This is a genomic window from Rhodococcus sp. SB1D, assembly GCF_048573875.1.
GTDB classification, from domain to species: domain Bacteria; phylum Actinomycetota; class Actinomycetes; order Mycobacteriales; family Mycobacteriaceae; genus Rhodococcus_F; species Rhodococcus_F qingshengii.
Genome location: NZ_JBMAIQ010000001.1, coordinates 457951 through 483339 on the forward strand (window position 1 = coordinate 457951; position 25389 = coordinate 483339).

Here is a 25389-nt window from a genome sequence, read left to right on the forward strand (position 1 = left end):
AAATCGGGGTAGTTTTCTCGAATGTTCTCCAAAGTGCTCGTCGCGAACCGCGGCGAAATTGCGATCCGTGCCTTCCGCGCCGCCTACGAACTAGGTGCCGGAACCGTCGCGGTGTTCCCGTACGAGGATCGGAATTCGATCCACCGTCTCAAGGCAGACGAGAGCTACCAGATCGGGGAGAAGGGTCACCCCGTTCGCGCGTATCTCTCGGTCGAGGAGATCGTCGCCGCCGCCAAGAGCGCCGGAGCCGACGCCATCTACCCCGGTTACGGTTTCCTCTCCGAGAACCCGGACTTGTCGGCGGCGTGTGCCGAGGCAGGCATCAAGTTCGTCGGCCCGTCCGCCGAGATCCTCGAGTTGACCGGAAACAAGGCTCGGGCCATCGCAGCGGCAAAGGCCGCCGGTCTCCCGGTGCTCGCGTCTTCGGAGCCGTCAGCGGACATCGACGAGTTGCTCGCAGCCGCCGAGGACATGACCTTCCCGCTCTTCGTCAAGGCTGTCGCAGGCGGCGGTGGGCGCGGAATGCGCCGTGTTGCGGAGCGCTCACAACTCAAGGAATCGATCGAAGCCGCAGCGCGCGAAGCGGAATCGGCCTTCGGCGATTCGACGGTCTTCCTCGAGCAGGCCGTCATCGACCCCCGGCACATCGAAGTGCAGATCCTCGCCGACGAGCAGGGCAACGTCATCCACCTCTTCGAGCGTGACTGCTCGCTGCAACGTCGCCACCAGAAGGTGATCGAGCTCGCTCCGGCGCCCAATCTCTCCGAAGAGTTGCGCGCCAAGATCTGTGCCGACGCCGTCGCCTTCGCGAAGGAGATCGGATACACGTGCGCGGGCACCGTCGAGTTCCTTCTCGACAAGCGCGGCAACCACGTCTTCATCGAGATGAACCCGCGAATTCAGGTCGAGCACACCGTCACCGAAGAAGTGACGGACGTGGACCTGGTCCAGTCGCAGCTCAAGATCGCGTCCGGTTCGACGCTTGCAGAACTTGGTCTGTCACAGGAGACGATCAAGCTTCGCGGCGCGGCGCTGCAGTGCCGCATCACGACCGAGGATCCGGCAAACGGATTCCGCCCGGACACCGGCCGTATCACCGCGTACCGCACCCCGGGCGGAGCCGGTATCCGCTTGGACGGTGGCGCCACACTCGGCGCCGAGGTCGGAGCGTACTTCGATTCCATGCTGGTCAAACTCACTTGTCGCGGTCGCGACCTCGAAGCCGCTGTGGCGAGAGCTCGCCGCGCGGTCACCGAGTTCCGCATTCGTGGTGTCTCGACCAACATTCCGTTCCTGCAGGCGGTTCTCGACGACCCGGACTTCCGGGCGGGACGCGTGACAACCTCCTTCATCGAGGAACGTCCTCAGCTGCTGACTCTGCGTTCTTCGGCAGACCGCGGCACGAAGATCCTGACCTACCTCGCGGATGTGACTGTCAACAAGCCGCACGGGGAGCGTCCCTCGGCGGTGTACCCGCAGGACAAGCTGCCCAAGATCGATCTTTCGACACCCCCTCCTGCCGGTAGCCGTCAGCGCCTCCTCGAACTCGGACCCGAAGGTTTCGCGAAGGCACTGCGTGAGCAGAAGGCAGTCGGCGTCACCGACACCACCTTCCGTGACGCGCACCAGTCGTTGTTGGCCACGCGAGTTCGAACCAGCGGACTGCTCGGAGTAGCGGGGCACGTTGCGCGGTTGACGCCGGAACTGCTCTCGATCGAAGCCTGGGGCGGCGCGACCTACGATGTGGGACTTCGCTTCCTGCACGAGGATCCGTGGTACCGGCTTGCCGCACTGCGCGAGGCGATTCCCAACATCTGCCTCCAGATGCTTCTTCGCGGTCGAAACACGGTGGGCTACACGCCGTATCCCGAAAAGGTCACGCGCGCATTCGTTCAGGAAGCCACCGACACCGGCATCGACATCTTCCGAATCTTCGACGCGCTCAACAACGTCGACCAGATGCGCCCTGCCATCGACGCGGTGCGTGAGACCGGAACGGCTCTCGCCGAGGTGGCGTTGAGCTACACCGGCGATCTGTCGGATCCGAACGAAACGCTGTACACGCTCGACTACTACCTGAAGTTGGCAGAAGAGATCGTCGATGCGGGCGCTCACGTGCTCGCGATCAAGGACATGGCGGGCCTGCTGCGCGCTCCGGCGGCCACCAAGCTCGTGACGGCGCTACGCAGCAACTTCGATCTTCCGGTTCACGTCCACACGCATGACACCCCCGGTGGACAGTTGGCCACGTATTTCGCCGCGTGGCAGGCGGGCGCCGACGCAGTCGACGGTGCTTCGGCGGCACTGGCCGGAACCACCAGTCAGCCTGCGCTCTCGGCCATCGTTGCCGCCGCTGCGCACTCCGAGTTCGACACGGGGCTGAACCTGCAGAACGTGTGCGACCTCGAACCGTACTGGGAGGCGCTGCGAAAGGTGTACGCGCCGTTCGAATCCGGACTGCCGGCGCCGACGGGACGTGTGTACACGCACGAGATTCCGGGCGGCCAGCTCTCCAATCTCCGGGCCCAGGCCGTTGCTCTCGGTCTCGGCGACCGGTTCGAAGAGGTCGAAGCCAAGTACGCCGACGCGGACCGCATGCTCGGGCATCTCGTGAAGGTGACGCCGTCGTCGAAGGTCGTCGGCGACCTCGCCCTCCACCTTGTCGGCGCCGGCGTGCCTTCGGAGGAGTTTGCCGCAGATCCGGCGAAGTTCGACATTCCCGACTCCGTGGTGGGCTTCCTGCGCGGTGAACTCGGTACGCCTCCCGGTGGTTGGCCGGAACCGTTCCGCAGCAAGGCACTCGAAGGACGTGGCCAGGCCAAGCCCGAAGCGACGTTGTCCGCTGAGGACGAGGTGCTGCTCGAGGGCTCGTCGAAGGACCGTCAGGCGACGCTGAATCGTCTGCTGTTCCCCGGCCCGACAAAGGAATTCCTCGAACACCGCGAGAAGTACGGTGACACGTCGCGGCTTTCGGCGAACCAGTTCTTCTACGGTTTGCGGCGCGGCGACGAACACCGCGTCGAGTTGGCTCCCGGCGTTGAGCTGATCATCGGTCTCGAAGCGATCTCCGAGCCCGACGAGCGCGGCTACCGCACTGTCATGTGCATCCTGAACGGTCAATTGCGCCCGGTCTCGATCCGCGATCGCTCCATTGCCAGTGACGTACCGGTGGCGGAGAAGGCCGACAAGAACAACCCGGGCCACGTGGCGGCACCGTTCGCGGGCGTCGTGACGCTCGCGGTGAAGGAAGGCCAGAAGATCGAGGCCGGCGACACCGTGGCCACGATCGAAGCAATGAAGATGGAAGCGGCGATCACCTCGCCGCGCGCCGGCGTCGTCTCTCGGATCGCGATCAGCGCCGTCCAACAGGTCGAGGGCGGAGACCTGCTGGTAGTCGTCTCGACGGGGGAGAGCGCCGCAGAGTGACACGCATCATCTCGGGACTCGCGGGCGGTCGACGCCTGCGAGTCCCGCCGAGCGGCACCCGTCCGACGTCGGATCGGGTTCGTGAGGCGCTGTTCAGTGCTCTCGAAGCGCGCATCGATCTCGAAGGGTGCGCGGTTCTCGACCTCTTTGCGGGTTCGGGTGCTCTCGGCCTCGAGGCGCTCTCGCGGGGAGCCGAGCACGTTGTTCTCGTGGAATCGGATGCCAAGGCTGCTGCCGTCATCAAGGCGAACATCGGCACTGTCGCGTTGCCTGGGGCGACGGTTCGCGCCGCTCCGGTTGCGGCCGTGGTCTCGGGTCCGAGCGCGCGTGAATACGACATCGTGATCGCGGACCCACCGTATGCGGTGACCGACGAGGCCGTCGTGTCCATGCTCACCGATCTGCAGGCCAACAAATGGGTGGGGGAGGGCACGATCGTGGTACTCGAACGATCGTCGCGCTCGCCGGAGACCGTGTGGCCTCAGGGCTACGAGCCGATCAAGGCCAAGAACTACGGTGAAGCCCGCATCGAGCTGGCCACCTGCTACGGTCTGGACTCATGACTGGCGCCGTCTGCCCCGGATCCTTCGACCCTGTGACCAACGGTCACCTCGACGTAATCGGAAGAGTTGCTGCGCAATTCGACGAGGTCGTGGTCACCGTGCTGATCAACAAGAGCAAGCGTGGCATGTTCACGATCGACGAGCGGATCGAGATGCTCGAAGACGCGACGAGTCACCTGCCCAACGTTCGCGTCACGTCGTGGCACGGATTGTTGGTCGACTACGCGAAACAAGAAGGCCTCAGCGCGATCGTCAAGGGTCTGCGCGGCGCGAACGACTTCGATTACGAGCTGCAGATGGCTCAGATGAATCAGAAGCTCACGGGCGTCGACACACTGTTCGTCGCCACGAATCCGACGTACAGCTACCTGTCGAGTTCTCTGGTGAAGGAAGTCGCGACTTTCGGCGGCGACGTCTCCGACATGTTGCCGGCCAAAGTGCATTCTCGGCTACTCGCACGTATCGCCGAGCGAGCAGCCGAAAACAGCTGATCCCCGACACACCGACCACGACGACACCCCGTTGGCCGTTCTTCCGGCAAACTTGGACAGGAACGGGCACAGGTCCGAGTGGACCGGTGACGATGTGGGCCGATTTCGGCCGGTAGAGATTGGGGTTGCTTGTGTACCGCGTATTCGAGGCACTGGACGAACTGGTCGCAATTGTCGAAGAGGCGCGCGGTGTTCCCATGACCGCAGGGTGTGTTGTGCCTCGCGGTGACGTACTCGAGCTACTCGACGACGTCCGGGACGCAATTCCGAGCGAGCTGGACGACGCTCAGGACGTCCTCGATCATCGCGACAAATTGGTCGGTGACGCGCGAGCAAACGCCGAGAAGACGGTCAGCAGCGCCAATGCCGAGGCAACCTCGACTGTGGAGAACGCACGCGACGACGCCGACCGGATTCTGTCCGATGCCAAGGCTCAGGCCGATCGCATGGTTGCCGAAGCGCGTGCGCACGCCGATCAGTTGGTCGAGGACGCCGAAGCAGAAGCGGAACGGACCGTCACCGACGGCCGTCGTGAGTACGAGGCCGTCACCGGACGGGCGCGTGCCGAGGCCGATCGGATGATCGAGTCCGGCCAGGCCTCGTACGAACATTCGGTGGCGGAGGGAACGGCCGAGCAGGCTCGTCTGGTGTCGCAGACCGAGGTTGTCCAGTCAGCTCACGCGGAATCCGCGCGAGTGATCGACGCCGCTCATGCCGAGTCCGACAGGATGCGTTCGGAGTGTGACCTGTACGTGGACACCAAGTTGGCCGAGTTCGAAGAGTTCCTCACCGGAACGGTTCGATCGGTCGGGCGTGGTCGTCAACAGCTTCGAACGGGTTCGGGGGTTCCCGACTACCAGGACGACGATCGTCGTTCCGAGCGGCGCCGATAGAGCAGACAAGTCAGTCGAGGGTGGGTCGTCCGATATGGGGCGGCCCACTTTTTCGTGGATCGAATTGGGATTTGCCTTGTAGCTGCCGTATTGTGGAGTGGTTGCCCATACCAGTTTCAACAGTTAGGTGAGTTCTCTTTGTCAACGCATCGTCGTAGTTCGTCGCATCAGTCAAGTGATGCGGGATTTTTGCTGGACACGGTCAAGCTCGGTCGTCGTCCAGGGTCGATGCGTACCGTCGAGAGAACAATTCAGTCCCCGAACCGTATCGGTCTCGATCTGATCGCGATCGAAGCGGGCGCGGACATAGATCTCGATCTTCGTCTCGAAGCAGTGTCCGAAGGCGTTCTCGTCACCGGAAACGTGCACGCACCCACCAAGGGTGAATGCTCGCGGTGCCTTGAACCTTTCACCGACACCGTGGACATCTATCTCACGGAGTTGTTCGCTTACCCGGACAGCACCACCGAGGAGACGACGGAAGAGGGAGAGGTCTACGCGGTCGAAGACGACGAAATCGACCTCGAACCGGTCATCGTCGATGCAGTCGGGCTGGCGCTTCCGCTCCAGCCTCTGTGCAGTGACGATTGCCTGGGATTGTGCTCAGAATGTGGCATTCGCCTGGCGATTGCGGAATCTGGGCATGGGCATGACATACTTGATCCTCGCTGGGCTGGTCTCGCGGCCAAATTTGGCGTGGAATCAAACACCAGCGAAAATCTTGTGATCACCGAAGCCGAGGAGAAGTAGAAGTGGCTGTCCCCAAGCGCAAAATGTCGCGATCCAACACGCGGTCGCGTCGTAGCCAGTGGAAGACCACTGTGCCCACCCTCGTTACCTGCCCCAACCGTGGCTGTGGCGAGCAGACCCTTCCCCACATCGCATGCCCGTCATGCGGTACTTACAAGGGCCGCCAGGTAACCGCTGCTGTCTAGTTCTCCCCGGAGAAAGACTATGACGAGCGAAAATACAGTTTCAGCCGCCGGCGGCGAGGGCAATCACGACAAGCTCCTCGCCGCTGTCGGCGTAGATATAGAGCCCGGTCTTCTGACCCTGGCTCTCACGCACCGCTCGTACGCGTACGAGAACGGCGGACTGCCCACGAACGAGCGCCTCGAGTTCCTCGGGGATTCCGTTCTCGGCGTCACGGTGACCGAAAATCTCTACCTGTCCCACCCGGACAAATCCGAAGGTGATCTGGCGAAGATCCGTGCCAGCGTGGTCAACATGCATGCACTCGCCGAGGTTGCCAGGACTCTGGGTGAAGGTGGACTCGGAGCACACCTGCTGCTGGGTAAGGGCGAGGAAATGACGGGCGGCCGTGACAAGCCGTCCATTCTCGCCGACGGTATGGAGTCGATTCTCGGCGCCATCCACCTGCAGCACGGCATCGAGACTGCGCGACGCGTCGTCCTCGATCTGTTCGACGATCTACTCACTCGCGCACCGCTTCTGGGCGCGGGTCTGGATTGGAAGACGAGTCTGCAGGAACTGACCGCAGAACACGGTGCCGGAGTTCCCGTTTACGAGATCACCGCCACCGGACCCGATCACGACAAGGAATTCACGGCCACCGTTCTCATCAGTGGCAAACCCTTGGGTGTCGGTGTCGGTCGTTCCAAGAAGGAAGCCGAGCAGAAGGCAGCAAGTTCGGCATGGAAGACGATGTCGGAGAATGCCGCTGCTACCGCAGTCGCTGCTGACGACACGCCTGATCTTGCCGGCTGAGTTCACTCTTGCCTGAGCTTCCCGAAGTCGAAGTCGTTCGCCGCGGCCTACAGTCTCATGCTGTAGGTGCGGCGATCGAGGCCGTCGAGGTACTCCATCCCCGCGCGATCAGGCGCCACATTCTCGGTTCCGAGGACTTGATCGGCCAACTCACCGGGCAGACCATCGCTTCGGCAGAGCGTCGCGGCAAGTACCTGTGGCTGGTTCTCGAGCCTGCCGGTGTCGGACTGGTGGTTCATCTCGGGATGAGCGGACAGATGCTGGTCCAACCCCCGACAGTCGACTGGGAAAAGCACCTACGCATTCGGTTGGCCCTCGATTCCGGGGCCGATCTTCGATTCGTCGATCAGCGGACCTTCGGTGGCTGGTCGATTTCACCCCTCGTCGAGGTCGACGGAACGATGCTGCCCGAGTCGGTGGCGCACATCGCTCGCGATCCCATGGATGCGGCGTTCGATCTCGAATCCGTCGTGAAAGTCCTGCGGGGCAAGCACACCGAGATCAAGCGCGCGATTCTCGACCAGACGGTGGTCTCCGGAATCGGAAACATCTACGCCGACGAATCATTGTGGCGCGCCAAGATTCACGGCAACCGAATCGCCGAAACGCTTACCAGGCCCAAACTTCGAGAACTGTTGACCGCGGCACACTCGGTGATGGGTGAAGCGCTCGATCAGGGCGGTACGTCCTTCGACGCGCTGTACGTGAACGTCAACGGGGAATCGGGCTACTTCGACCGGTCGCTGTCGGCGTACGGGCAGGAAAATCTCCCGTGCCCGCGATGCGGCGCGCCGATCAAGCGTGAGAAGTTCATGAATCGATCGTCGTTCAGTTGCCCGCGGTGCCAGCCGACCCCGAGGGCCCGGCGAATCGCCTAGGTCTCCCGCCCCTTCGGTTCGGCGGAGTGGCAAGATTGCGTCATGGCTGAACAGACTCCCGACACCACTGCAACCGCCCCGGCTCACACGGAGCTTTGGGTCGAACGAACCGGAACCCGCCTCTACACCGGCAAGAGTTCGCGCGGCGCAGAGGTTCTCATCGGCTCCGAATCGGTGCCAGGAGTCTTCACGCCCGGCGAACTCCTCAAAATTGCACTGGCCGCATGCACCGGGATGAGCTCCGACTTCCCGATCTCGCGCCGGCTCGGTGACAACTACGACGCGACGGTCCGAGTGTCCGGAGCCGCCGATCGTGAAAACGAGGTCTACCCGCAGCTCGACGAGGTCCTCGAGCTCGATCTCAGCGAGTTGGATGCCGAGGCACAGCAGCGCCTCATCACTCTCGTCGAGCGTTCCGTGGACAAGGTATGCACGGTCGGGCGCACGCTCAAGGCCGGAACCAAGGTCACTCTGTCGTTCGACACGGAAGCCTGATGTTCCGCGCCGGCAGCGTTGTCGCTGCGATCGCACTGGGTTCCGTTGTGGCGCTGAATGCTCCAGCGCAGGCCTCGGTCCCGGCCGACGGCTCGGCCGGTAGTTGCGGCACATGGACGTCGAGCGTCGTGACGACTGGTGCCGGAATGCTCGAGAACCTCGAATTCGACGGCAACGGATCGATGGTGTTGTCGCAGTCGGCTCTGATCGGGCCGGGTGCACTGCTGAAAGTGGCGCCGGACGGAACACGGACAACTTTGGTCGGTGACGTCACCGGACCTGGCGGTCTGGTCGCGCGTGAGGGATCCGTGTACTTCACCACGGGCAACTCGACTGTCTCGGGACTGTTCGGAATCGCCGACGGCAGCCTCCGCAAGGTCGACGTCGCAGACGGGTCGGTGACAACGATCGCCGACGGTCTGGTGATGCCGAACGGGCTTGTGCAGCTGGACGATAACCGTTTCCTCACTGCCCGCACACTCGCCAGGCCGGGGCTCACGGTCGTCAACAGTGACGGAAGCAGTTCGATCGTTCGTGAAGACCTCGGCACCGTCGACGGCCTCGCACGCTCCGGTTCGACGATCTACGTGAGCACGACCTTCGACATGGTCACCGCCGTCCACATCCTCGACGCAGACGATCTGGGCGGGCCGGTGCGAACGATCACGCTCCCCGGGTTCGGTCCGGCAAACATGGCGGACGATCTGACCGTCGGACCGGACGGCGCGTTGTACGTCGCATTCAATGCCGGCGGCAAAGTTGTTCGCGTCGATCCGGATTCGGGATCTTCGTGTGAGATCGCCTCGGGTCTGCCGTTCACATCCGCGGTCGAGTTCGGCGCCGGACCGGGCTGGGATCCCAACGCGCTCTACACCACCGGTTTCCTGGGTGACGTTCACCGTCTCGAACGTGTGGCGGGCTGAGCGTCATGGCTGAGGCAGCGCCCGTGCGGTTGACGGCGTGGGTTCACGGATACGTTCAAGGCGTCGGGTTCCGGTGGTGGACCAGGGCCCGCGCTCTCGAACTCGGATTGATCGGATATGCGTCCAATCAGCGTGACGGTCGAGTGCTCGTCGTGGCGGAAGGCCAACGCACGCAGCTCGAGCGATTGGTGGAGCTGCTGCGCTCCGGCACTACCCCGGGCACGGTGGATCTCGTGGTCGACAGCTGGGACACTGCAAGGGGCGACCTGACAGGGTTCGTCGAACGCTGACCGATTTGGCGGTAAAGTTTCCCCCCATGCACCTCAAGAGTCTGACACTCAAGGGATTCAAATCCTTTGCGTCGGCAACGACTCTTCGGTTCGAGCCGGGAATTACCTGTGTGGTCGGCCCGAACGGCTCGGGTAAATCCAACGTCGTCGATGCGTTGACCTGGGTGATGGGCGAGCAGGGCGCCAAGGCCCTGCGCGGCGGCAAGATGGAAGATGTCATCTTTGCCGGCACCTCCGGCCGCGCGCCGCTGGGCCGCGCCGAGGTGACCTTGACCATCGACAACGCCGACGGGGCGCTCCCGATCGAGTACTCCGAGGTGTCGATCACGCGCCGCATGTTCCGCGACGGCGCGGGGGAGTACGAGATCAACGGCTCGTCCTGCCGTCTGATGGACGTCCAGGAACTGCTCAGCGACTCCGGCATCGGCCGCGAAATGCATGTCATCGTCGGGCAGGGACGGCTCGCCGCGATCCTCGAATCCCGTCCCGAAGATCGACGCGCCTTCATCGAAGAAGCCGCGGGAGTCCTCAAACATCGCCGCCGCAAGGAAAAAGCGGTGCGCAAACTCGATTCCATGCAGGCCAATCTCGCTCGCCTCAGTGACCTCACCGCGGAACTGCGTCGGCAACTCAAACCGCTGGGACGCCAAGCCGAGGTTGCTCGGCGAGCACAGACGGTCCAGGCTGACCTGCGTGATGCAAAGATGCGTCTGGCCGCTGACGATCTGGTGACCCGTCGAAACCAGTTGAACGACCAGGCGCAGGACGAGAAAGCGGCCCGTGAACAGCACAACCAGGTGGCGGCTGCGCTCGACGAGGCCAACCTCGAACTCGGGCGCCAGGAGCAAGCTCTCGCTCGTCTGACTCCGGGATCGGAAGCGGCTGCACAGAGTTGGTTCCAGCTTTCCGCGCTTGCCGAACGCGTGAACGCCACTGTGCGCATCGCCCGCGAGCGTGCGCGTCATCTCGACTCCGAACCCGTCGGCAACCGCGGCCAGGACCCGGACGAGATGGAGGCGCGCGCCGAACGTCTTGCTGCCGAGGAGGCCGAACTCCTCGAAGGCGTCGAAATCGCGCGAGCGGCGTCGGAAGCTGCTCGGGACCAGCTCGCAGCCACCGAAGATGCTGCAGCAGAAGCGGAACGGGCGCACATGGCGGAAGTTCGTGCCGTCGCCGACCGCCGTGAAGGTCTTGCTCGACTCTCCGGTCAGGTCGACACTCTGCGTACCCGCGTCGAATCCGTCGACGCGGAAGTGTCTCGGCTGACCGAGGCGATCGACGAGGCTCGTCTGCGTGGCGATGCCGCACAGGCCGAGTTCGACACGGTGCAAGAAAGCATCGGGGACCTCGACGCCGGTGAAGTCGGCCTCGATACCAATCACGAACGCGCCATCGAGGCTCTCGAGATGATCGACGCGCGCGTCGAAGAGCTTCGTGAGGAAGAAAAAACGAGCGGGCAACGCATCGCTTCGCTCCGGGCGCGCATCGAGGCACTGTCGATGGGTTTGCAGCGCAAGGACGGTGGCGGCTGGCTGCTCGAACACCGCGGCGACGACGGCATCACCTCGCTGGTCGGATTGATTCACGTCGAACCCGGCTACGAGGCCGCGATCGCTGCCGCGATGGGGCCGGCGGCGGACGCCGTCGTGGCGCAGTCGCTGGACTCTGCTCGCTCCGCTGTCACAGCACTGGCCGATCAGGACGGTGGACGTGCATCACTGATCGTGAGCGGTGAACCGGCGATCAAGCGCGAGGCCGAGATCGCGCCGGGTAGTCGTCCGGCCGTCGACGTCATCGACTGCCCTGACGAGTTGCGTGCCGGATTGACCGCCATCCTCGATGGCGTCGTCCTGGTCGAGACTCTCGATGACGCGATTCGAGTTGTTGCTGACCACAAGGGAATTCGCGCAGTGACGCGTTCTGGCGATCTGCACGGTTCGGGGTGGATGATCGGTGGCTCGGATCGGCAACCGAGCACGCTCGAGGTGCAGGCGGCGATCGACGCGTCAGCAGCGGAACTGGCGGCAACGGAGAGCCGATCCGAGGAACTCGACGCGGCGCTGTCCGGCGCTCTGGCCGAACAGGCCGCTCGACGCGAGACCGCGGAGCAAACTTTGGCAGCGCTCAACGAGTCGGACGCCGCCATGTCCGCCATCTACGAGCAGTTGGGCAGATTGGGGCAGGCAGCACGAGTCGCCCACGCGGAATCCGAGCGGTTGACCGCCCAGCGAGTGCGTGCCGAGGAGGGCCGCGGGGAGTCGCTGACAAAGCTCGCGGATCTGGAGGAACGTCTGCGCGTCGCCGAAACCGACGGCAGTGCGCCGGGACACGGCGCGGAATCGACCGCTGCCGATCGTGAAATGGCCGCAGCAGCGCTCGCCGAAGTGCGCATCGTCGAAATGGATGCTCGCCTTGCCGTACGAACCGCCGAAGAACGTGCGGAATCCGTTCGCGGAAAGGCTGATTCGCTTCGCCGTGCCGCGGCCGCCGAACGAGAAGCGCGGATCCGCGCCGAACGGGCTCTGCGCGCCAGGGCGCACGCTGCGGAGGTCGCAGCTGCCGTCGCCGAATCGGGACAGCGCGTGGCGGTCGAACTCGAGACCGTCGTCGCCGCGGCTCTTGCCCACCGTGACGAGTTGGCTCGGGCCCGCGCCGAGTGCACGGCCAAGCTGGATCAGGTCCGCGAGACAGTCCGAGCACTGACCGGACAACTCGCTTCGCTCACCGACGCCGTCCACCGCGACGAGGTAGCGAAGGCACAGGCAGCGCTGCGCATCGAACAACTCGAGGAGTCGATCCTCGATCAGTACGGTATCGGCCTCGACGATCTGATCGCCGAGTACGGGCCCGAGGTCGAACTGCCGCCGACCGCTCTCGAAATCGAGGAGTACGAGCAGGCCAAGGAGCGTGGGGAGCAGGTCACCGCCCCCGCTCCGCTTCCGTACGACCGCGCGACTCAGGAACGGCGCGCCAAGCGGGCCGAGAAGGACCTCGCCACCCTCGGCAAGGTTAATCCGCTGGCGCTCGAGGAATTCGCAGCTCTCGAGGAGCGGTACACCTTCCTCTCCACTCAGCTCGAGGACGTCAAGACCGCACGCAAGGACCTTCTTGCTGTGGTCGCAGACGTCGACGCACGAATTCTGCAGGTGTTCACCGAGGCCTATGCCGACGTCGAGCGTGAGTTCGTGGGAGTGTTCGAGAAATTGTTTCCCGGGGGAGAAGGGCGGCTGGTCCTCACCGATCCCTCGGACATGCTCACCACCGGCATCGAAGTCGAGGCGCGTCCGCCCGGTAAGAAGGTCAAACGGTTGTCGTTGCTGTCGGGCGGCGAGAAGTCGTTGACCGCGGTGGCCATGCTGGTCGCGATCTTCCGGGCACGCCCGTCCCCGTTCTACGTGATGGACGAAGTCGAGGCGGCGTTGGACGACACCAACCTGCGGCGGCTGATCGGACTCTTCGAACAATTGCGGGAGAAGTCGCAGTTGATCGTGATCACTCACCAGAAACCGACGATGGAAATCGCCGATGCGTTGTACGGCGTCAGCATGCGCGGCGACGGCATCACCACCGTGATTTCGCAGCGACTTCGCGGTCAAGACATGGCCTCGACGTAAGCCCTGCTCACTTTCCGGGTCGGAGCCTGAAACAATGGGCCGGTGACTACCCAGGCTTGGATCATCATCGCGGCTGTAGCGGCCGTACTACTCGTCGTTCTCGTTGCCGGATTCCTGCGCTACCGCAAGGGGCAGGTATCGCTGAAGGCGCCCGAGACGAAGCCGGAGCTCGGCGCCCCCGAGAAGGACAAGTCAGGCGGCTACAAGGCCGGTGGCGGGTTCAACTTCAGTCAGGGGTCGACGGCAACGGCGCCACCTCCGGTGGTTCCGACACCGCCGGTCGCCGAGAAGCCGCCCGTCGTCGAAGAACCTGTCGTCGAAAAACCGATCGTCGAAGAACCGGTTATCGAGGAACCAACTGTCGCGGAACCGGTTGTCGAAGAACCTGTTGCGGAGAAGCCGGCCGCCGTCGAGGAGCCGGTTGTCGAAGAGCCGGTAGTAGAAGAGGCGCCGGTAGCAGAACCGGTTGTCGAAGAACCTGTCGTTCCCGAGCCCGTCGTCGTTCCCGCGCCAGTCGAGCCTGCACCGCGCGTGCTGGACGAGATCGACCCGACCGAGGGTCGGCTGGACCGACTGCGCGGGCGCCTTTCCCGCTCGCAGTCAGCAGTCGGCAAGAGCTTGCTGGGTCTGCTCGGTGGCGGCGATCTGGACGAGGACTCGTGGGAAGAAGTCGAGGACACCCTCCTCATCGCAGACCTCGGCTCCGCGACCACGGAAAAGGTCGTCACGAAGCTTCGTGAGCAGATGGCGGCCCGCAGCGTCCGGACCGAGGCTGCCGCCCGCGCCCTTCTGCGCGAGGTGTTGATCGCCGAACTGCGTCCCGAACTGGACCGCTCCATCCGCGCATTGCCGCACGATGATCACCCGGCTGTTCTGCTCGTCGTCGGCGTCAACGGGACCGGCAAGACAACCACCACCGGCAAGCTGGCTCGCGTGCTCGTCGCCGACGGTCGTCGCGTCGTGCTCGGTGCCGCGGACACGTTCCGCGCCGCCGCCGCCGATCAGCTCCAGACGTGGGCTGAGCGTGTCGGCGCTGAAGTTGTTCGTGGCAAGGAGGGTGGCGATCCCGCTGCGATTGCCTTCGACGCGGTCTCACGGGGCATCGCGGACGGCGTCGACGTGGTCCTGATCGACACCGCCGGCCGTCTGCACACCAAGACCGGTCTGATGGACGAGCTCGGCAAGGTCAAGCGGGTTATCGAGAAGAAGGCCTCGGTCGACGACGTTCTGCTGGTTCTCGATGCGACGGTCGGCCAGAACGGACTGGCGCAGGCTCGAGTGTTCGCGGAGGTCGTGGACATCACCGGCGTCGTACTGACCAAGCTGGACGGAACCGCCAAGGGCGGAATCGTCTTCCAGGTTCAGCATGAACTGGGTGTGCCGGTGAAGTTGGTCGGTCTCGGTGAAGGTGCCGACGACCTGGCGCCGTTCGAGCCGGGTGCGTTCGTCGACGCCCTCCTGGGCTGACGCCCCCGTGCGCCTTTTTGGTAGCGCGAACTACCAAAAAGGCGCACAGGGTTGGTAGAACCCCCTGGCGAAACCTGTTTGCAACAAAGTTGGGCAATTGGTTCACGTCTGCGAAACGCGACAGCGCCATGGACGAAACACCAGCCCAGCACTCTTCTCCTTAACGACGTGCTGCCCGGCACGTGCGACTAGGAGGTAGTAAGTGAGTACCGACGATTTGTTGGCGAACTCCGGTAACGCCGCATGGATGCTGATGGCTGCATCTCTGGTCTTGCTGATGACACCCGGCCTCGCTTTCTTCTACGGCGGGATGTCTCGGTCCAAGTCCGTCCTGAACATGATGATGATGTCCTTCGGGGCCATGGCCGTCATCGGCGTCATCTACGTTCTGTGGGGATGGTCGATGTCCTACGGCTCTGAGAACATCGGGGGCATTTTTGCCAACCCGTTCGAGTTCTTCGGCCTCAAGAACAGCATCACCGATGCTGACGGCAACTTCATCGCCGGCGCCTGGGGCTACCCCAACGTCATCGACATCGCGTTCCAGGTGACATTCGCGATCATCACCACCGCCCTCATCAGTGGTGCCCTGGCCGAGCGGGTCAAGTTCGGCACCTGGCTCCTGTTCTCGGGTATCTGGGTCACCGTCGTCTACTTCCCGCTCGCACACATGGTGTGGGGCGGCGGACTCCTCTCGGGCTCCGAGGACGGCATCGCGGCAAAGCTCTTCGGCACCACGGTCAACGACGACGGAGTCACCGTCGCCAACGTCGCTCCGATCGACTTCGCCGGTGGCACAGTCGTTCACATCAACGCGGGTATGGCCGGTCTGGTCCTCGCACTCATCGTCGGCAAGCGTCTCGGCTTCGGCAAGACCGCCTTCCGTCCGCACAACCTGCCCTTCGTGATGCTCGGCGCCGCACTCCTCTGGTTCGGTTGGTTCGGCTTCAACGCCGGCTCGGCATTCGCCGCCGACGGTAACGCCGGTCTCGCCTGGGTCAACACGACCACCGCGACGTGTGCCGCAGTCCTGGCCTGGCTCGCTACCGAGCGTATTCGTGACGGCCACGCCACCAGCCTCGGCGCAGCGTCCGGTGCGGTCGCCGGTCTGGTCGCCATCACCCCTGCTGCCGGTGCGCTCAACCCGGTCGGTTCCATCTTCCTCGGCGCAATAGCCGGCATCCTGTCCGCTCTCGCAGTCGGCCTGAAGTTCCGCTTCGGCTTCGACGACTCGCTCGACGTCGTCGGTGTTCACCTTGTCTCCGGCCTGTGGGGCACGATCGGTATCGGATTCTTCGGCACCGCAACCGGCCTCTTCTACGGCGGCGACTACAAGCAACTGGTGGTTCAGATCGTGATCGCACTCGCAGCCCTCGTCTTCACCGGCGTTCTGACGACGATCATCGGCTTCGCACTCAAGCCCCTGGGCTGGCGAATCTCGGCCGAGGACGAGGCACGCGGCATCGATGAGACCGAACACGCAGAGACCGCATACGACCTCGCGTGATCAGCACGTGATTAAAGTGAATTCAGGCACTTCAGAGTTTGGAAAGGGATGAGCACATGAAGCTGATCACAGCAATCGTCAAGCCGTTCACGCTCGAGGACGTCAAGACCGGACTCGAGCAGGCCGGAGTGCTGGGTATGACAGTCAGCGAAGTTCAGGGCTACGGCCGACAGAAGGGCCACACCGAGGTGTACCGAGGTGCGGAGTATTCCGTGGACTTCGTACCCAAGGTCCGGGTCGAGGTCGTCGTCGACGACGCGGCCGTTGACAAGGTGGTCGAGGTGATCGTCGAGGCCGCTCGAACCGGCAAGATCGGTGACGGCAAGGTGTGGGTCTCGCCAGTCGAGTCGGTCATCCGGGTTCGCACCGGGGAACGCGGTGGCGATGCACTCTGACCCGAAAGGGTCCGAGAACTTCGGCCCTGGTTCCGTCGCGAAAGCGACGGGGCCAGGGCCGGTCTCGTCAGGGGGATCCGACGAAGCTGCGGACCTGGCCCGCGCACGCAAGGCCCTACTCACCGGAGGCGTCAAGAACAGGAGGCTCGACGCCCCCGCGCTGCGACATGCACTGGTCGATCTGCACGAATTCTGGTTGACCACCAAGGGGACCGAACTGGGCATCAAACCGGATTGTGGGTTTGCCATCGTCGCCGTGGGTGGTCTCGGCCGACGCGAACTGTTGCCGTATTCCGATCTCGATCTGATTCTGCTGCACGACGACATGGACCCAGCAGTCGTGGCCCAGGTTGCGGACAGCCTGTGGTACCCGTTGTGGGACGCGCACATCAAACTCGACCACAGCGTGCGGACGCTTCCGCAGGCGCTTCAGGTTGCGGCCACCGACATGACGGCAGCACTCGGAATGCTCGAAGCACGCCACATTGCGGGCGACGTGGAGCTGAGCAACTTGTTGATCAGTGGTGTGCGACGACAGTGGCGCATGGACATCCGCAGCCGATTCGACGAATTGATCACCCAGACCCGTACGAGGTGGGAGCGCAGCGGCGAGATCGCCCATCGCGCCGAACCGGATCTCAAGAGCGGTCGTGGCGGGCTGCGAGACGTCCAACTGCTCAACGCCCTTTCCATCGCGCAATTGACCGACGGGATGCCGGGGCTGGGACCCAACTCGCCGGGCGGCGGTCTGGCACTTGCGCACAGGCGGTTGCTCGACGTGCGCACCGAACTTCACCGCGTTGCCGGTCGCGCCCGCGACCAACTGCGAGCACAGGACGCCGACGAGATCGGTGCGGCGCTACGGATCGGTGATCGCTTCGATCTGGCGCGACTTCTCAGCGAATCGGCGCGCACCATCAGCTATTCGGTCGACGTCGGTATCCGTACCGCCGGAAACTCCTTGCCCCGGCGTGGTTTGTCGCGGCTGCGTCGCGCGCCGGTGCGGCGGCCACTGGACGAGGGCGTCGTCGAGCACGCCGGCGAAGTAGTTCTGGCGCGCGATGCGAGACCGAAGAAGGATCCCGGTCTGGTGATGCGGGTCGCGGCAGCGGCGGCCACCAACGGCATGCCCATCTCCGCGTCGACGCTCAATCGCCTGGCCGACAACGCCCCGGAACTGCGTGAGCCGTGGCCGAAAAATGCAGTCAACGATCTCTTGGTCGTGCTGGGTTCGGGATCGCGTGCGGTTCCGGTGATCGAGGCGATGGACCGGACCGGGCTCTGGGGTCGACTCCTGCCGGAGTGGGGGACCATTCGCGATCTTCCGCCGCGCGACGCCGTCCACACGTGGACGGTGGATCGGCACCTGGTCGAAACCGCCGCGTATGCAAGCGGATTCACCACTCGCGTCGCTCGGCCGGATCTGCTCATGCTCGGTGCGTTGATCCACGACATCGGGAAGGGGCGAGGGGGAGACCACAGCGTCGTCGGTGCCGAATTGGCCACCGCGATCGGAAATCGCTTGGGACTCTGGCCTTCCGACGTCGCGACGTTGACGGCGATGGTGCGCTACCACTTGCTGTTGCCGGAAACCGCCACCCGTCGCGACCTCGACGATCCGGCAACCGTGCAGCGAGTGGTCGACGCACTCGAGGGAGACGGGACCCTTCTCGATCTCCTGCATTCGTTGGCGGAAGCGGATTCGCTGGCCACCGGGCCTGGTGTCTGGGGCGACTGGAAGTCGTCGTTGATCGGCGAGCTGGTGCGTCGTTGTCGTTTGCTGATGGCAGGGGAGGAGCTCCCGCAACCCGATCCACTCGCTCCCGAGCAATTGGCCATCGCCGAGGAGGGCGGGGTTCACGTCTCGCTCGTTCCGGCCGAGAATGCGCACACCTACGTCGTGACCGTCATCGCGCCCGACGCACCCGGGCTGCTGTCTCGGGCTGCCGGAGTTCTGGCGCTGCAGTCGTTGCGGGTGCATTCCGCATCGCTGGGGTCGCATGCAGGTTCGGCGGTCAACTCGTTTGTCGTGACGCCGAGGTTCGGCACACCCCCGCAGGCGGTGCTGCTCCGGCAGGAATTGATCCGGGCTTCGGCCGGTGAACTGAATTTGCTCGAACTTCTCGACGCGAAGGACGAGGAGGCACGGGCAGAGCAGTGGGACGACCCGATCCAGACCAACAAGGATTCCGCGGTTCCGGTGCTCTATGCGCAGGCGCCACCGCGGGTCATCTGGTTCGACGCGCCCGGTGACGGTCAGGCGATCCTCGAATTGCGTACCGAGGACCGCGTCGGCCTGCTCTGCCGACTGGCCGCAGCACTCGAACACAGTGGAGCCGACATCCGGTGGGCGAAGGTCGCCACCTTGGGTTCCTCGGTGGTCGACGCGTTCTGCCTCGACTTCGGTGAGGCCGATACCCGCGCGGCGCGAGAGCGCGTCGAGGAGGCGGTGCTGGCGGTGGTTCCGGTGCCACAACCCAAGAAGAAAGAGGATTGACGGACCGGTTTCGGCAGTTACGCCCGCATCGGCTGGGATCGGTGCGGGCGTAGCGGCTAGGCTGGTGCCCGAGAATATCCACGGCTAACTCGCACGACCTTCAGGAGCGCACTCGGTGTTCGAATCCCTTTCCGACAGATTGACCGGATCTCTCAAGGATCTGCGTGGCAAGGGTCGTCTGTCCGGCGCCGACATCGACGCTACGGCCCGCGAGATCCGCCTTGCCCTGCTCGAGGCCGACGTCGCGCTTCCCGTAGTGCGCAGCTTCATCGCCAAGATCAAGGAACGCGCCAAGGGCGCCGAGGTCTCGGGTGCACTGAACCCGGCTCAGCAGGTCGTCAAGATCGTCAACGAAGAGCTGGTCGAGGTTCTCGGCGGCGAAACTCGTCGACTGCAGTTCGCCAAGACTCCGCCGACGGTCATCATGTTGGCCGGTCTGCAGGGTTCCGGTAAGACCACGCTGGCCGGAAAGTTGGCCAAGTGGCTCAAGGATCAGGGGCACACGCCCCTCCTCGTCGCCTGTGACCTTCAGCGTCCCGGCGCCGTCACTCAGCTTCAGATCGTCGGTGAGCGTGCAGGCGCCGCAGTCTTCGCGCCGCATCCCGGTACCTCCATCGGCGGCGGCGAGAACGCACTGGGCGTGTCCGCAGCCGACCCCGTCGAGGTCGCCCGCGCCGGCGTCGAAGAAGCACGCAACAAGCATTACGACGTCGTGATCGTCGACACCGCCGGTCGCCTCGGTATCGACTCGGAGCTGATGGCGCAGGCCGCCGGTATCCGTGACGCCGTCAACCCGGACGAGACCATCTTCGTCCTCGACGCCATGATCGGTCAGGACGCGGTCAGCACGGCCGACGCGTTCCGTGAGGGAGTCGGCATCACCGGTGTCGTCCTCACCAAGCTCGACGGCGACGCCCGCGGTGGTGCCGCGCTGAGCGTCCGCGAGGTCACCGGCCAGCCGATCCTCTTCGCCTCCACCGGCGAGAAGCTCGAAGACTTCGACGTCTTCCATCCCGATCGCATGGCCAGCCGGATCCTCGGTATGGGCGATGTCCTGAGCCTCATCGAGCAGGCCGAGCAGGTTTTCGACGCCGATCAGGCCGAAGCGACCGCAGCGAAGATCGGCTCCGGTCAGCTCACCCTCGAAGACTTCCTCGATCAGATGATGGCCGTCCGCAAGATGGGCCCGATCGGCAACCTCCTCGGTATGTTGCCGGGTGCCGGCGGCATGAAGGACGCGCTGGCCAACGTCGACGAGAAGCAACTCGATCGCATTCAGGCCATCATCCGCGGTATGACGCCGGCCGAGCGCGACGATCCGAAGATCATCAACGCCTCACGCAGACTGCGCATCGCGAACGGTTCGGGCGTCAAGGTTTCCGACGTCAACCAGTTGGTGGACCGTTTCTTCGAAGCCCGCAAGATGATGGCTGCCATGGCCGGCCGTATGGGTATGCCCGGCGCGCGTAAGCAGGTTCGCAGCAAGAAGGGCAAGAAGGGCAAGAAGGGCGGCAAGGGCCCGACGCAGCCCAAGATGCGCGGAGGATTCCCCGGCATGGGCGGATTCCCGGGTATGCCCGGCGGAATGCCGGCTGGCATGCCCGACCTGTCGAACATGCCCAAGGGTCTCGATCAGTTGCCGCCCGGACTGGAAGGCATCGATCTCTCTCAGCTCAAGCTGCCCAAGAAGTAGTCGGTGGCTGCGCTTCATCTGCGGGGTATCGGTCTGCCCGATGCCGAGCCGATCGAATTGTGGATCGTCGACGGGCTGATTTCCTTCGAGCCGGTGTCCGGTGCGGAGACGATCGTCGAATCGGGTTGGATCACACCGGGTCTCGTGGATGCGCACTGTCACGTCGGTATCCGCTACGGCGGTGGCGGGGGCGAAACCGTCGACGGCTTGCTGGGGCAGGCGAAGACCGAACGTGACGCGGGCGTGCTGTTGCTTCGTGACGCCGGATCGCCGGTCGACACCAGGTTCATCGACGAGCGCCTCGATCTGCCGCGGATCATTCGCGCAGGCCAGCACATCGCAGCACCGAAGCGGTACATCCCGGGCCTGCCGGTCGACCTGGACGACGAATCTCAGTTGCCGGCCGAGGTGGTGCGTCAGGCACGCGCCGGTGACGGTTGGGTCAAGCTCGTCGGGGACTGGATCGATCGTTCCATCGGTGACCTCGCCCCGTTGTGGAGCGACGAGATTCTGGTCGAGGCCATCGCTGCCGCCCATGCCGAAGGCGCAAGGGTCACCGCTCACGTCTTTGCCGAGGATGCTCTGCCCGGCCTGATCAACGCCGGCATCGACTGCATCGAGCACGGCACCGGATTGACGGACGCGACCATCGAGTTGATGGTCGCTCACGGCACGGCCTTGGTTCCGACGCTGATCAACATCGCAACTTTCCCCGAGATCGCGGACTCTGCCACGCGGTATCCGATCTACGCGGCGCACATGCGGGATCTGCACGCTCGTCGACATCGGACGATCGGTGCCGCTCACGAGGCCGGGATTCCGATCTATGCCGGAACGGATGCCGGCGGATCGATCAGGCACGGGCGGATCGCCGACGAGATCGCCGAACTCGAAGTTGCCGGTTTGACGGCGCATCAGGCGCTGGGCGCAGCCTGCTGGGACGCACGGAGTTGGTTGGGTGCGCAGGGGATCGCAGAAGGAGCGCCCGCCGACCTGGTGGTTTACTCTGAAGATCCGCGCGGAAACCCCGATGTGCTCGCGAAGCCGATGCGTGTGATCCTCCGCGGAACCCCCGTGAGTGGTTAGGGAGTCCCCGCACTCTCGAAGCGCGCACAGGGTGGTTTCCGAACGAGCCCACCCATCTGGCACAATGGACCATTGTTCGTCGCAACCGGTTACGTACCGCTGCGACGGTCACAGGATAGAGGCAAAACCGGGCTCACAAATCGTGTGGGTCGCTGAATTGCACGTGACATGCGCAGCACTGTTGTGCGCGCTGAAGGAGAACTGCAGCTGTGGCTGTCAAAATCAAGCTCACCCGCCTCGGCAAGATCCGCAACGCTCAGTACCGCGTTGTCATCGCCGACTCGCGCACCCGTCGTGACGGCCGTGCGATCGAGACCATCGGCAAGTACCACCCCAAGGAAGAGCCCTCGCTGATCGACATCGATTCCGAGCGCGCTCAGTACTGGCTGTCCGTGGGCGCACAGCCCACCGAGCCCGTCGAGGCACTCCTCAAGATCACCGGTGACTGGCAGAAGTTCAAGGGCCTGCCGGGCACCGAAGGCACCCTGCGCGTCAAGGAAGCCAAGCCCACCAAGCTCGAGCTCTTCCAGGCTGCGCTCGCGCAGGCCGAGAACGAGCCGGTTGCAGAAGCAATCACCCCCAAGAAGAAGAAGGCTGCAAAGGCTGACGAGGCCAAGGCAGAAGACACCGCGGCTGACGCCGAGGCTCCCGCTGCAGACGCCGAGGCTGCTGACAAGTGAGTGCCGTCGTCGCTGATGCGGTAGAGCATCTCGTGCGTGGCATCGTCGCCAATCCCGACGATGTGCGCGTCGAGCTGATCACCGGACGTCGGGGACGGACCGTCGAGGTGCACGTGCACCCAGACGATCTCGGCAAGGTCATCGGTCGGGGTGGTCGCACTGCGACCGCTCTGCGGACCTTGGTCTCCGGCATCGGTGGCCGCGGTATCCGTGTTGATGTCGTCGACACCGATCAGTAGACGGCAGTAAACAGGTGGAACTCGTAGTCGGTCGTGTCGCGAAGTCGCATGGCATCAAAGGTGAATTGGTAGTCGAGGTTCGTACAGACGAGCCCGAGGATCGTTTTGCCGTAGGTTCCGTGCTGCGTGGGCGCAAGCCGCGCGAGTCCACACTGAAGTCGTACACAGTGGAAGCCGCCCGGGATCATTCCGGGCGGCTTCTGCTGCGCCTGGAAGGCGTCAGTGACCGTGGCGACGCAGATGCGTTGCGCGGCACACTGTTTGTCATCGACAGTTCCGAACTCGAGCCTTCGGATGATCCGGACGAGTTCTACGATCACGAACTCGAAGGACTGAAGGTCGTCCTCACGGACGGCACCGAGATCGGTTCGGTCATCGAGGTATTGCATTCCGCCGCAGGCGAATTGCTCTCTATTCGCCGCGCCGGTGAGACGTCCGGTGAATTGCTGATCCCGTTTGTCGCAGCCATCGTCACCTCGGTGTCGATCGCCGACGGCGTCGTGGTGATCGAGCCCCCCGAGGGACTGCTCGACCCGGACTTCGGTGACAAGTCGAACAGCGACAATTCGAACGCCGACAGCGACTGATCGCTTGTTATGCGTCTCGATGTAGTCACCATCTTTCCCGAGTATCTCGAACCGCTTCGTGCTGCCTTGCTGGGCAAGGCAATCGAACGTGGCTTGATCTCGGTCGACGTCCACGATCTTCGGTCGTGGACCCATGACATGCACAAAGCCGTCGACGATTCCCCGTATGGCGGCGGACCCGGCATGGTCATGAAACCCACCGTCTGGGGCCCGGCACTGGACGACGTGATCGGGCGCTCCGATTCTTCCGGCCCCGATGATGCCGAGACCATTCTGGTGGTGCCCACTCCCGCCGGCGTTCCGTTCACCCAGGAGACCGCGCACCGCTGGTCCAACGCCAAGCACCTTGTGTTTGCCTGCGGCCGATACGAAGGTATCGATCAACGGGTTTTCGACGACGCCGCCAAGCGGGTCAGAGTCGAAGAAGTCAGCATCGGCGATTACGTCCTGATCGGCGGCGAAGCAGCGGTGCTGGTGATGGTCGAGGCTGTCGTGCGACTGATGCCCGGCGTTCTCGGCAATCAGCTTTCACACCAAGAGGATTCGTTTTCCGACGGCCTTCTCGAAGGGCCTAGCTACACTCGCCCGGCTGTGTGGCGCGACCTCGAAGTTCCGCCGGTGCTTCTCTCCGGTGATCACGCGAAGATCAAAGCGTGGCGCCATGAGCAGTCGCTGCAGCGCACGGCCGAGCGTCGACCGGATCTTCTTCCTTAGGTATTTCGCTTCAACCAGGTGATGCTTGCGCCGTCGTCGAGCGATTCGGTTGTAGTCGGTGTGAACGGTGTCGGCTCGAAGTTACCTCTGATCATCGGTATGCCTGCGCCGGCGACTACCGGATACCTCTTGATGATCAACTCGTCGATCTCCGGTAGTAGTTCGCCGGCGAGAGTTCCGCCGCCACACAGCCAGATATCTTGTCCTTCTTCCTCTTTGAGAGATCTGACTACCCCAAGCGGATCGGCGCGAACGATGGTGACGGGGGGATCCTCGGCGTCAGGGATGGTTGTGGAGACGACGAACTGACGCAGGTGCGCGAAGGGGCTTTTCACTCCGGCGGCCAGCCCGGGCTCGTAGGAGCCGCGGCCCATGACGACCGTGTCGAAGGTCTTGTTGGGAGCGTCCTCGATTCCGAGAGCGGGCCGCACATGCGTTGGCACGGTTTCAGGATATCGATCGCATATCCAGGCCGTGATCTGTTCGGAGACCGGGAGGAAATCGAATTCGCCACCAGGCCCCGCGATGTATCCGTCGAGGGAAGCTCCCACGTAGTACACAAGCTTTCGCATATAACGCTCCGTTCGTAGTACTATGTTTGTAGTGGTTTAACTTAGGGTCGTGTCAGGAGTGATGTCAAGTGCGAAAGAACCCGGAACGCCGGCTTGCCCTGATCGACGCGGCAATCGAGGTGTTGGCCCGAGAGGGTGCTCGAGGCTTGACGTTTCGAGCCGTCGACGCCCAGGCAGCAGTGCCGAACGGGACAGCGTCGAACTACTTCTCCAATCGCGACGACCTGCTCACTCAAGCGGGTGGCCGGATCTACGAGCGACTGATTCCGGAGGACCTCGAAGGGATGATCGATCCCGTCAACGGCACCGATCGTGAGCGCCTGGTGACGCTCATGCTCGACGTGGTCGAGCGCGTCACCTCGTTCGGAACGGGTTTCCTCGCGCTCATGGAGTTGCGACTGGAGGCGACGCGTCGACCGGACCTGCGAGCGGTGCTGACCGTCCGCATCCGAGAAGACTTCGATCTGAACGTAGCCAATCATCTGGCGTCGGGCGTGCCGGGTGATGCGATGACCGTTCGCCTGCTCTATTTGTCGCTGAACTGGCTCGCACTGGATCGACTCACATTGCCGGACCTGTTCGGAGAGGAAGATATTCGGACGATCGTCGAGGCGGCGGTGGATCGAGCGCTACCCCGCGAATCGTAGAAGG

Annotated in this window: 24 protein-coding genes; 23 read left to right on the forward strand and 1 reads right to left on the reverse strand. The window is 63.8% G+C overall.

Annotated features, from left to right (window positions below; translation table 11 throughout):
• The first annotated feature begins 21 nt into the window (after positions 1-21).
• The 22 genes from ACN50D_RS02165 to trmD all read left to right on the forward strand — a co-directional run bounded on the left by ACN50D_RS02165 (position 22) and on the right by trmD (position 24166).
• Complete coding sequence (locus ACN50D_RS02165) at positions 22-3426, forward strand: pyruvate carboxylase (protein WP_211920391.1); 3405 nt, start codon at positions 22-24, stop codon at positions 3424-3426.
• Positions 3423-3989, forward strand: coding sequence for a 16S rRNA (guanine(966)-N(2))-methyltransferase RsmD (gene rsmD / locus ACN50D_RS02170; RefSeq protein WP_030535425.1), 567 nt, complete (start codon positions 3423-3425; stop codon positions 3987-3989). The genes ACN50D_RS02165 and rsmD overlap by 4 nt, the downstream gene beginning before the upstream one ends.
• The gene (coaD, locus tag ACN50D_RS02175; protein ID WP_003942776.1) at positions 3986-4480 is read left to right on the forward strand and encodes a pantetheine-phosphate adenylyltransferase; all 495 of its coding nucleotides are present in this window, start codon (positions 3986-3988) and stop codon (positions 4478-4480) included. The genes rsmD and coaD overlap by 4 nt, the downstream gene beginning before the upstream one ends.
• 131 nt (positions 4481-4611) lie before the next feature.
• The gene (locus ACN50D_RS02180; RefSeq protein WP_003942696.1) at positions 4612-5373 is read left to right on the forward strand and encodes a DivIVA domain-containing protein; all 762 of its coding nucleotides are present in this window, start codon (positions 4612-4614) and stop codon (positions 5371-5373) included.
• A 189-nt stretch (positions 5374-5562) separates the two neighbouring features.
• Positions 5563-6123, forward strand: coding sequence for a YceD family protein (locus tag ACN50D_RS02185; RefSeq protein WP_007729319.1), 561 nt, complete (start codon positions 5563-5565; stop codon positions 6121-6123).
• A 2-nt stretch (positions 6124-6125) separates the two neighbouring features.
• Complete coding sequence (gene rpmF, locus ACN50D_RS02190) at positions 6126-6308, forward strand: 50S ribosomal protein L32 (RefSeq protein WP_007729318.1); 183 nt, start codon at positions 6126-6128, stop codon at positions 6306-6308.
• A gap of 19 nt (positions 6309-6327) precedes the next feature.
• Positions 6328-7101, forward strand: a complete 774-nt coding sequence (gene rnc, locus ACN50D_RS02195) for a ribonuclease III (RefSeq protein ID WP_003942759.1) — start codon at positions 6328-6330, stop codon at positions 7099-7101.
• A gap of 8 nt (positions 7102-7109) precedes the next feature.
• Positions 7110-7979, forward strand: coding sequence for a bifunctional DNA-formamidopyrimidine glycosylase/DNA-(apurinic or apyrimidinic site) lyase (mutM, locus tag ACN50D_RS02200; RefSeq protein WP_003942752.1), 870 nt, complete (start codon positions 7110-7112; stop codon positions 7977-7979).
• 42 nt (positions 7980-8021) lie between these two features.
• Positions 8022-8474, forward strand: a complete 453-nt coding sequence (locus tag ACN50D_RS02205; RefSeq protein WP_003942740.1) for an OsmC family protein — start codon at positions 8022-8024, stop codon at positions 8472-8474.
• The gene (locus tag ACN50D_RS02210) at positions 8474-9397 is read left to right on the forward strand and encodes an SMP-30/gluconolactonase/LRE family protein (RefSeq protein ID WP_211920389.1); all 924 of its coding nucleotides are present in this window, start codon (positions 8474-8476) and stop codon (positions 9395-9397) included. The genes ACN50D_RS02205 and ACN50D_RS02210 overlap by 1 nt, the downstream gene beginning before the upstream one ends.
• Positions 9398-9402: 5 nt before the next feature.
• A complete protein-coding gene (locus ACN50D_RS02215) occupies positions 9403-9687 on the forward strand; it encodes an acylphosphatase (RefSeq protein WP_007729313.1) in 285 nt (94 codons plus the stop codon).
• Between the two features lie 26 nt (positions 9688-9713).
• Positions 9714-13301: a chromosome segregation protein SMC gene (gene smc, locus ACN50D_RS02220; RefSeq protein ID WP_211920387.1), complete on the forward strand. Its 3588-nt coding sequence runs from the start codon at positions 9714-9716 to the stop codon at positions 13299-13301.
• Between the two features lie 42 nt (positions 13302-13343).
• On the forward strand, positions 13344-14768 hold the full coding sequence (gene ftsY / locus ACN50D_RS02225) for a signal recognition particle-docking protein FtsY (protein ID WP_211920385.1): 1425 nt from the start codon (positions 13344-13346) through the stop codon (positions 14766-14768).
• Positions 14769-15015: 247 nt separating this feature from the next.
• Positions 15016-16275, forward strand: a complete 1260-nt coding sequence (locus ACN50D_RS02230; protein WP_050656651.1) for an ammonium transporter — start codon at positions 15016-15018, stop codon at positions 16273-16275.
• A gap of 56 nt (positions 16276-16331) precedes the next feature.
• On the forward strand, positions 16332-16670 hold the full coding sequence (locus tag ACN50D_RS02235; protein ID WP_003942772.1) for a P-II family nitrogen regulator: 339 nt from the start codon (positions 16332-16334) through the stop codon (positions 16668-16670).
• On the forward strand, positions 16660-19167 hold the full coding sequence (locus tag ACN50D_RS02240; protein ID WP_003942689.1) for a [protein-PII] uridylyltransferase: 2508 nt from the start codon (positions 16660-16662) through the stop codon (positions 19165-19167). The genes ACN50D_RS02235 and ACN50D_RS02240 overlap by 11 nt, the downstream gene beginning before the upstream one ends.
• A gap of 115 nt (positions 19168-19282) precedes the next feature.
• Positions 19283-20860, forward strand: a complete 1578-nt coding sequence (ffh, locus tag ACN50D_RS02245; protein WP_003942713.1) for a signal recognition particle protein — start codon at positions 19283-19285, stop codon at positions 20858-20860.
• Between the two features lie 3 nt (positions 20861-20863).
• The gene (locus tag ACN50D_RS02250) at positions 20864-21946 is read left to right on the forward strand and encodes an amidohydrolase family protein (protein ID WP_065352375.1); all 1083 of its coding nucleotides are present in this window, start codon (positions 20864-20866) and stop codon (positions 21944-21946) included.
• 209 nt (positions 21947-22155) lie between these two features.
• Positions 22156-22626, forward strand: a complete 471-nt coding sequence (rpsP, locus tag ACN50D_RS02255; RefSeq protein WP_003942818.1) for a 30S ribosomal protein S16 — start codon at positions 22156-22158, stop codon at positions 22624-22626.
• On the forward strand, positions 22623-22865 hold the full coding sequence (locus ACN50D_RS02260) for an RNA-binding protein (RefSeq protein ID WP_003939023.1): 243 nt from the start codon (positions 22623-22625) through the stop codon (positions 22863-22865). Before rpsP ends, ACN50D_RS02260 begins: the two co-directional genes overlap by 4 nt.
• Positions 22866-22879: 14 nt before the next feature.
• Complete coding sequence (gene rimM, locus ACN50D_RS02265; protein ID WP_050656639.1) at positions 22880-23452, forward strand: ribosome maturation factor RimM; 573 nt, start codon at positions 22880-22882, stop codon at positions 23450-23452.
• Between the two features lie 9 nt (positions 23453-23461).
• Entirely contained in the window at positions 23462-24166 is a 705-nt protein-coding gene (gene trmD, locus ACN50D_RS02270; protein ID WP_211920383.1) for a tRNA (guanosine(37)-N1)-methyltransferase TrmD, read from the forward strand.
• Here trmD and ACN50D_RS02275 read toward each other — a convergent pair.
• Positions 24163-24738 (reverse strand): dihydrofolate reductase family protein, encoded by a 576-nt coding sequence (locus tag ACN50D_RS02275; RefSeq protein WP_065455565.1) that lies wholly within the window; start codon positions 24736-24738, stop codon positions 24163-24165. The genes trmD and ACN50D_RS02275 overlap by 4 nt on opposite strands.
• Positions 24739-24806: 68 nt before the next feature.
• On the opposite strand from ACN50D_RS02275, the gene ACN50D_RS02280 reads away from it, so the two are divergent.
• Positions 24807-25385: a TetR/AcrR family transcriptional regulator gene (locus ACN50D_RS02280; protein ID WP_042450812.1), complete on the forward strand. Its 579-nt coding sequence runs from the start codon at positions 24807-24809 to the stop codon at positions 25383-25385.
• Positions 25386-25389 lie beyond the last annotated feature (4 nt).

Excerpts from the sequence above, each read along its gene's own strand:
- rnc (WP_003942759.1), top strand. The coding sequence starts at position 6,328 with ATGACGAGCGAAAATACAGTTTCAGCCGCCGGCGGCGAGGGCAATCAC.
- ACN50D_RS02240 (WP_003942689.1), top strand. The coding sequence starts at position 16,660 with ATGCACTCTGACCCGAAAGGGTCCGAGAACTTCGGCCCTGGTTCCGTC.
- coaD (WP_003942776.1), top strand. The coding sequence starts at position 3,986 with ATGACTGGCGCCGTCTGCCCCGGATCCTTCGACCCTGTGACCAACGGT.
- ACN50D_RS02205 (WP_003942740.1), top strand. The coding sequence starts at position 8,022 with ATGGCTGAACAGACTCCCGACACCACTGCAACCGCCCCGGCTCACACG.
- smc (WP_211920387.1), top strand. The coding sequence starts at position 9,714 with ATGCACCTCAAGAGTCTGACACTCAAGGGATTCAAATCCTTTGCGTCG.
- ACN50D_RS02215 (WP_007729313.1), top strand. The coding sequence starts at position 9,403 with ATGGCTGAGGCAGCGCCCGTGCGGTTGACGGCGTGGGTTCACGGATAC.
- ACN50D_RS02230 (WP_050656651.1), top strand. The coding sequence starts at position 15,016 with ATGCTGATGGCTGCATCTCTGGTCTTGCTGATGACACCCGGCCTCGCT.
- ACN50D_RS02275 (WP_065455565.1), bottom strand. The coding sequence starts at position 24,738 with ATGCGAAAGCTTGTGTACTACGTGGGAGCTTCCCTCGACGGATACATC.
- ACN50D_RS02210 (WP_211920389.1), top strand. The coding sequence starts at position 8,474 with ATGTTCCGCGCCGGCAGCGTTGTCGCTGCGATCGCACTGGGTTCCGTT.
- ACN50D_RS02165 (WP_211920391.1), top strand. The coding sequence starts at position 22 with ATGTTCTCCAAAGTGCTCGTCGCGAACCGCGGCGAAATTGCGATCCGT.
- ACN50D_RS02235 (WP_003942772.1), top strand. The coding sequence starts at position 16,332 with ATGAAGCTGATCACAGCAATCGTCAAGCCGTTCACGCTCGAGGACGTC.
- trmD (WP_211920383.1), top strand. The coding sequence starts at position 23,462 with ATGCGTCTCGATGTAGTCACCATCTTTCCCGAGTATCTCGAACCGCTT.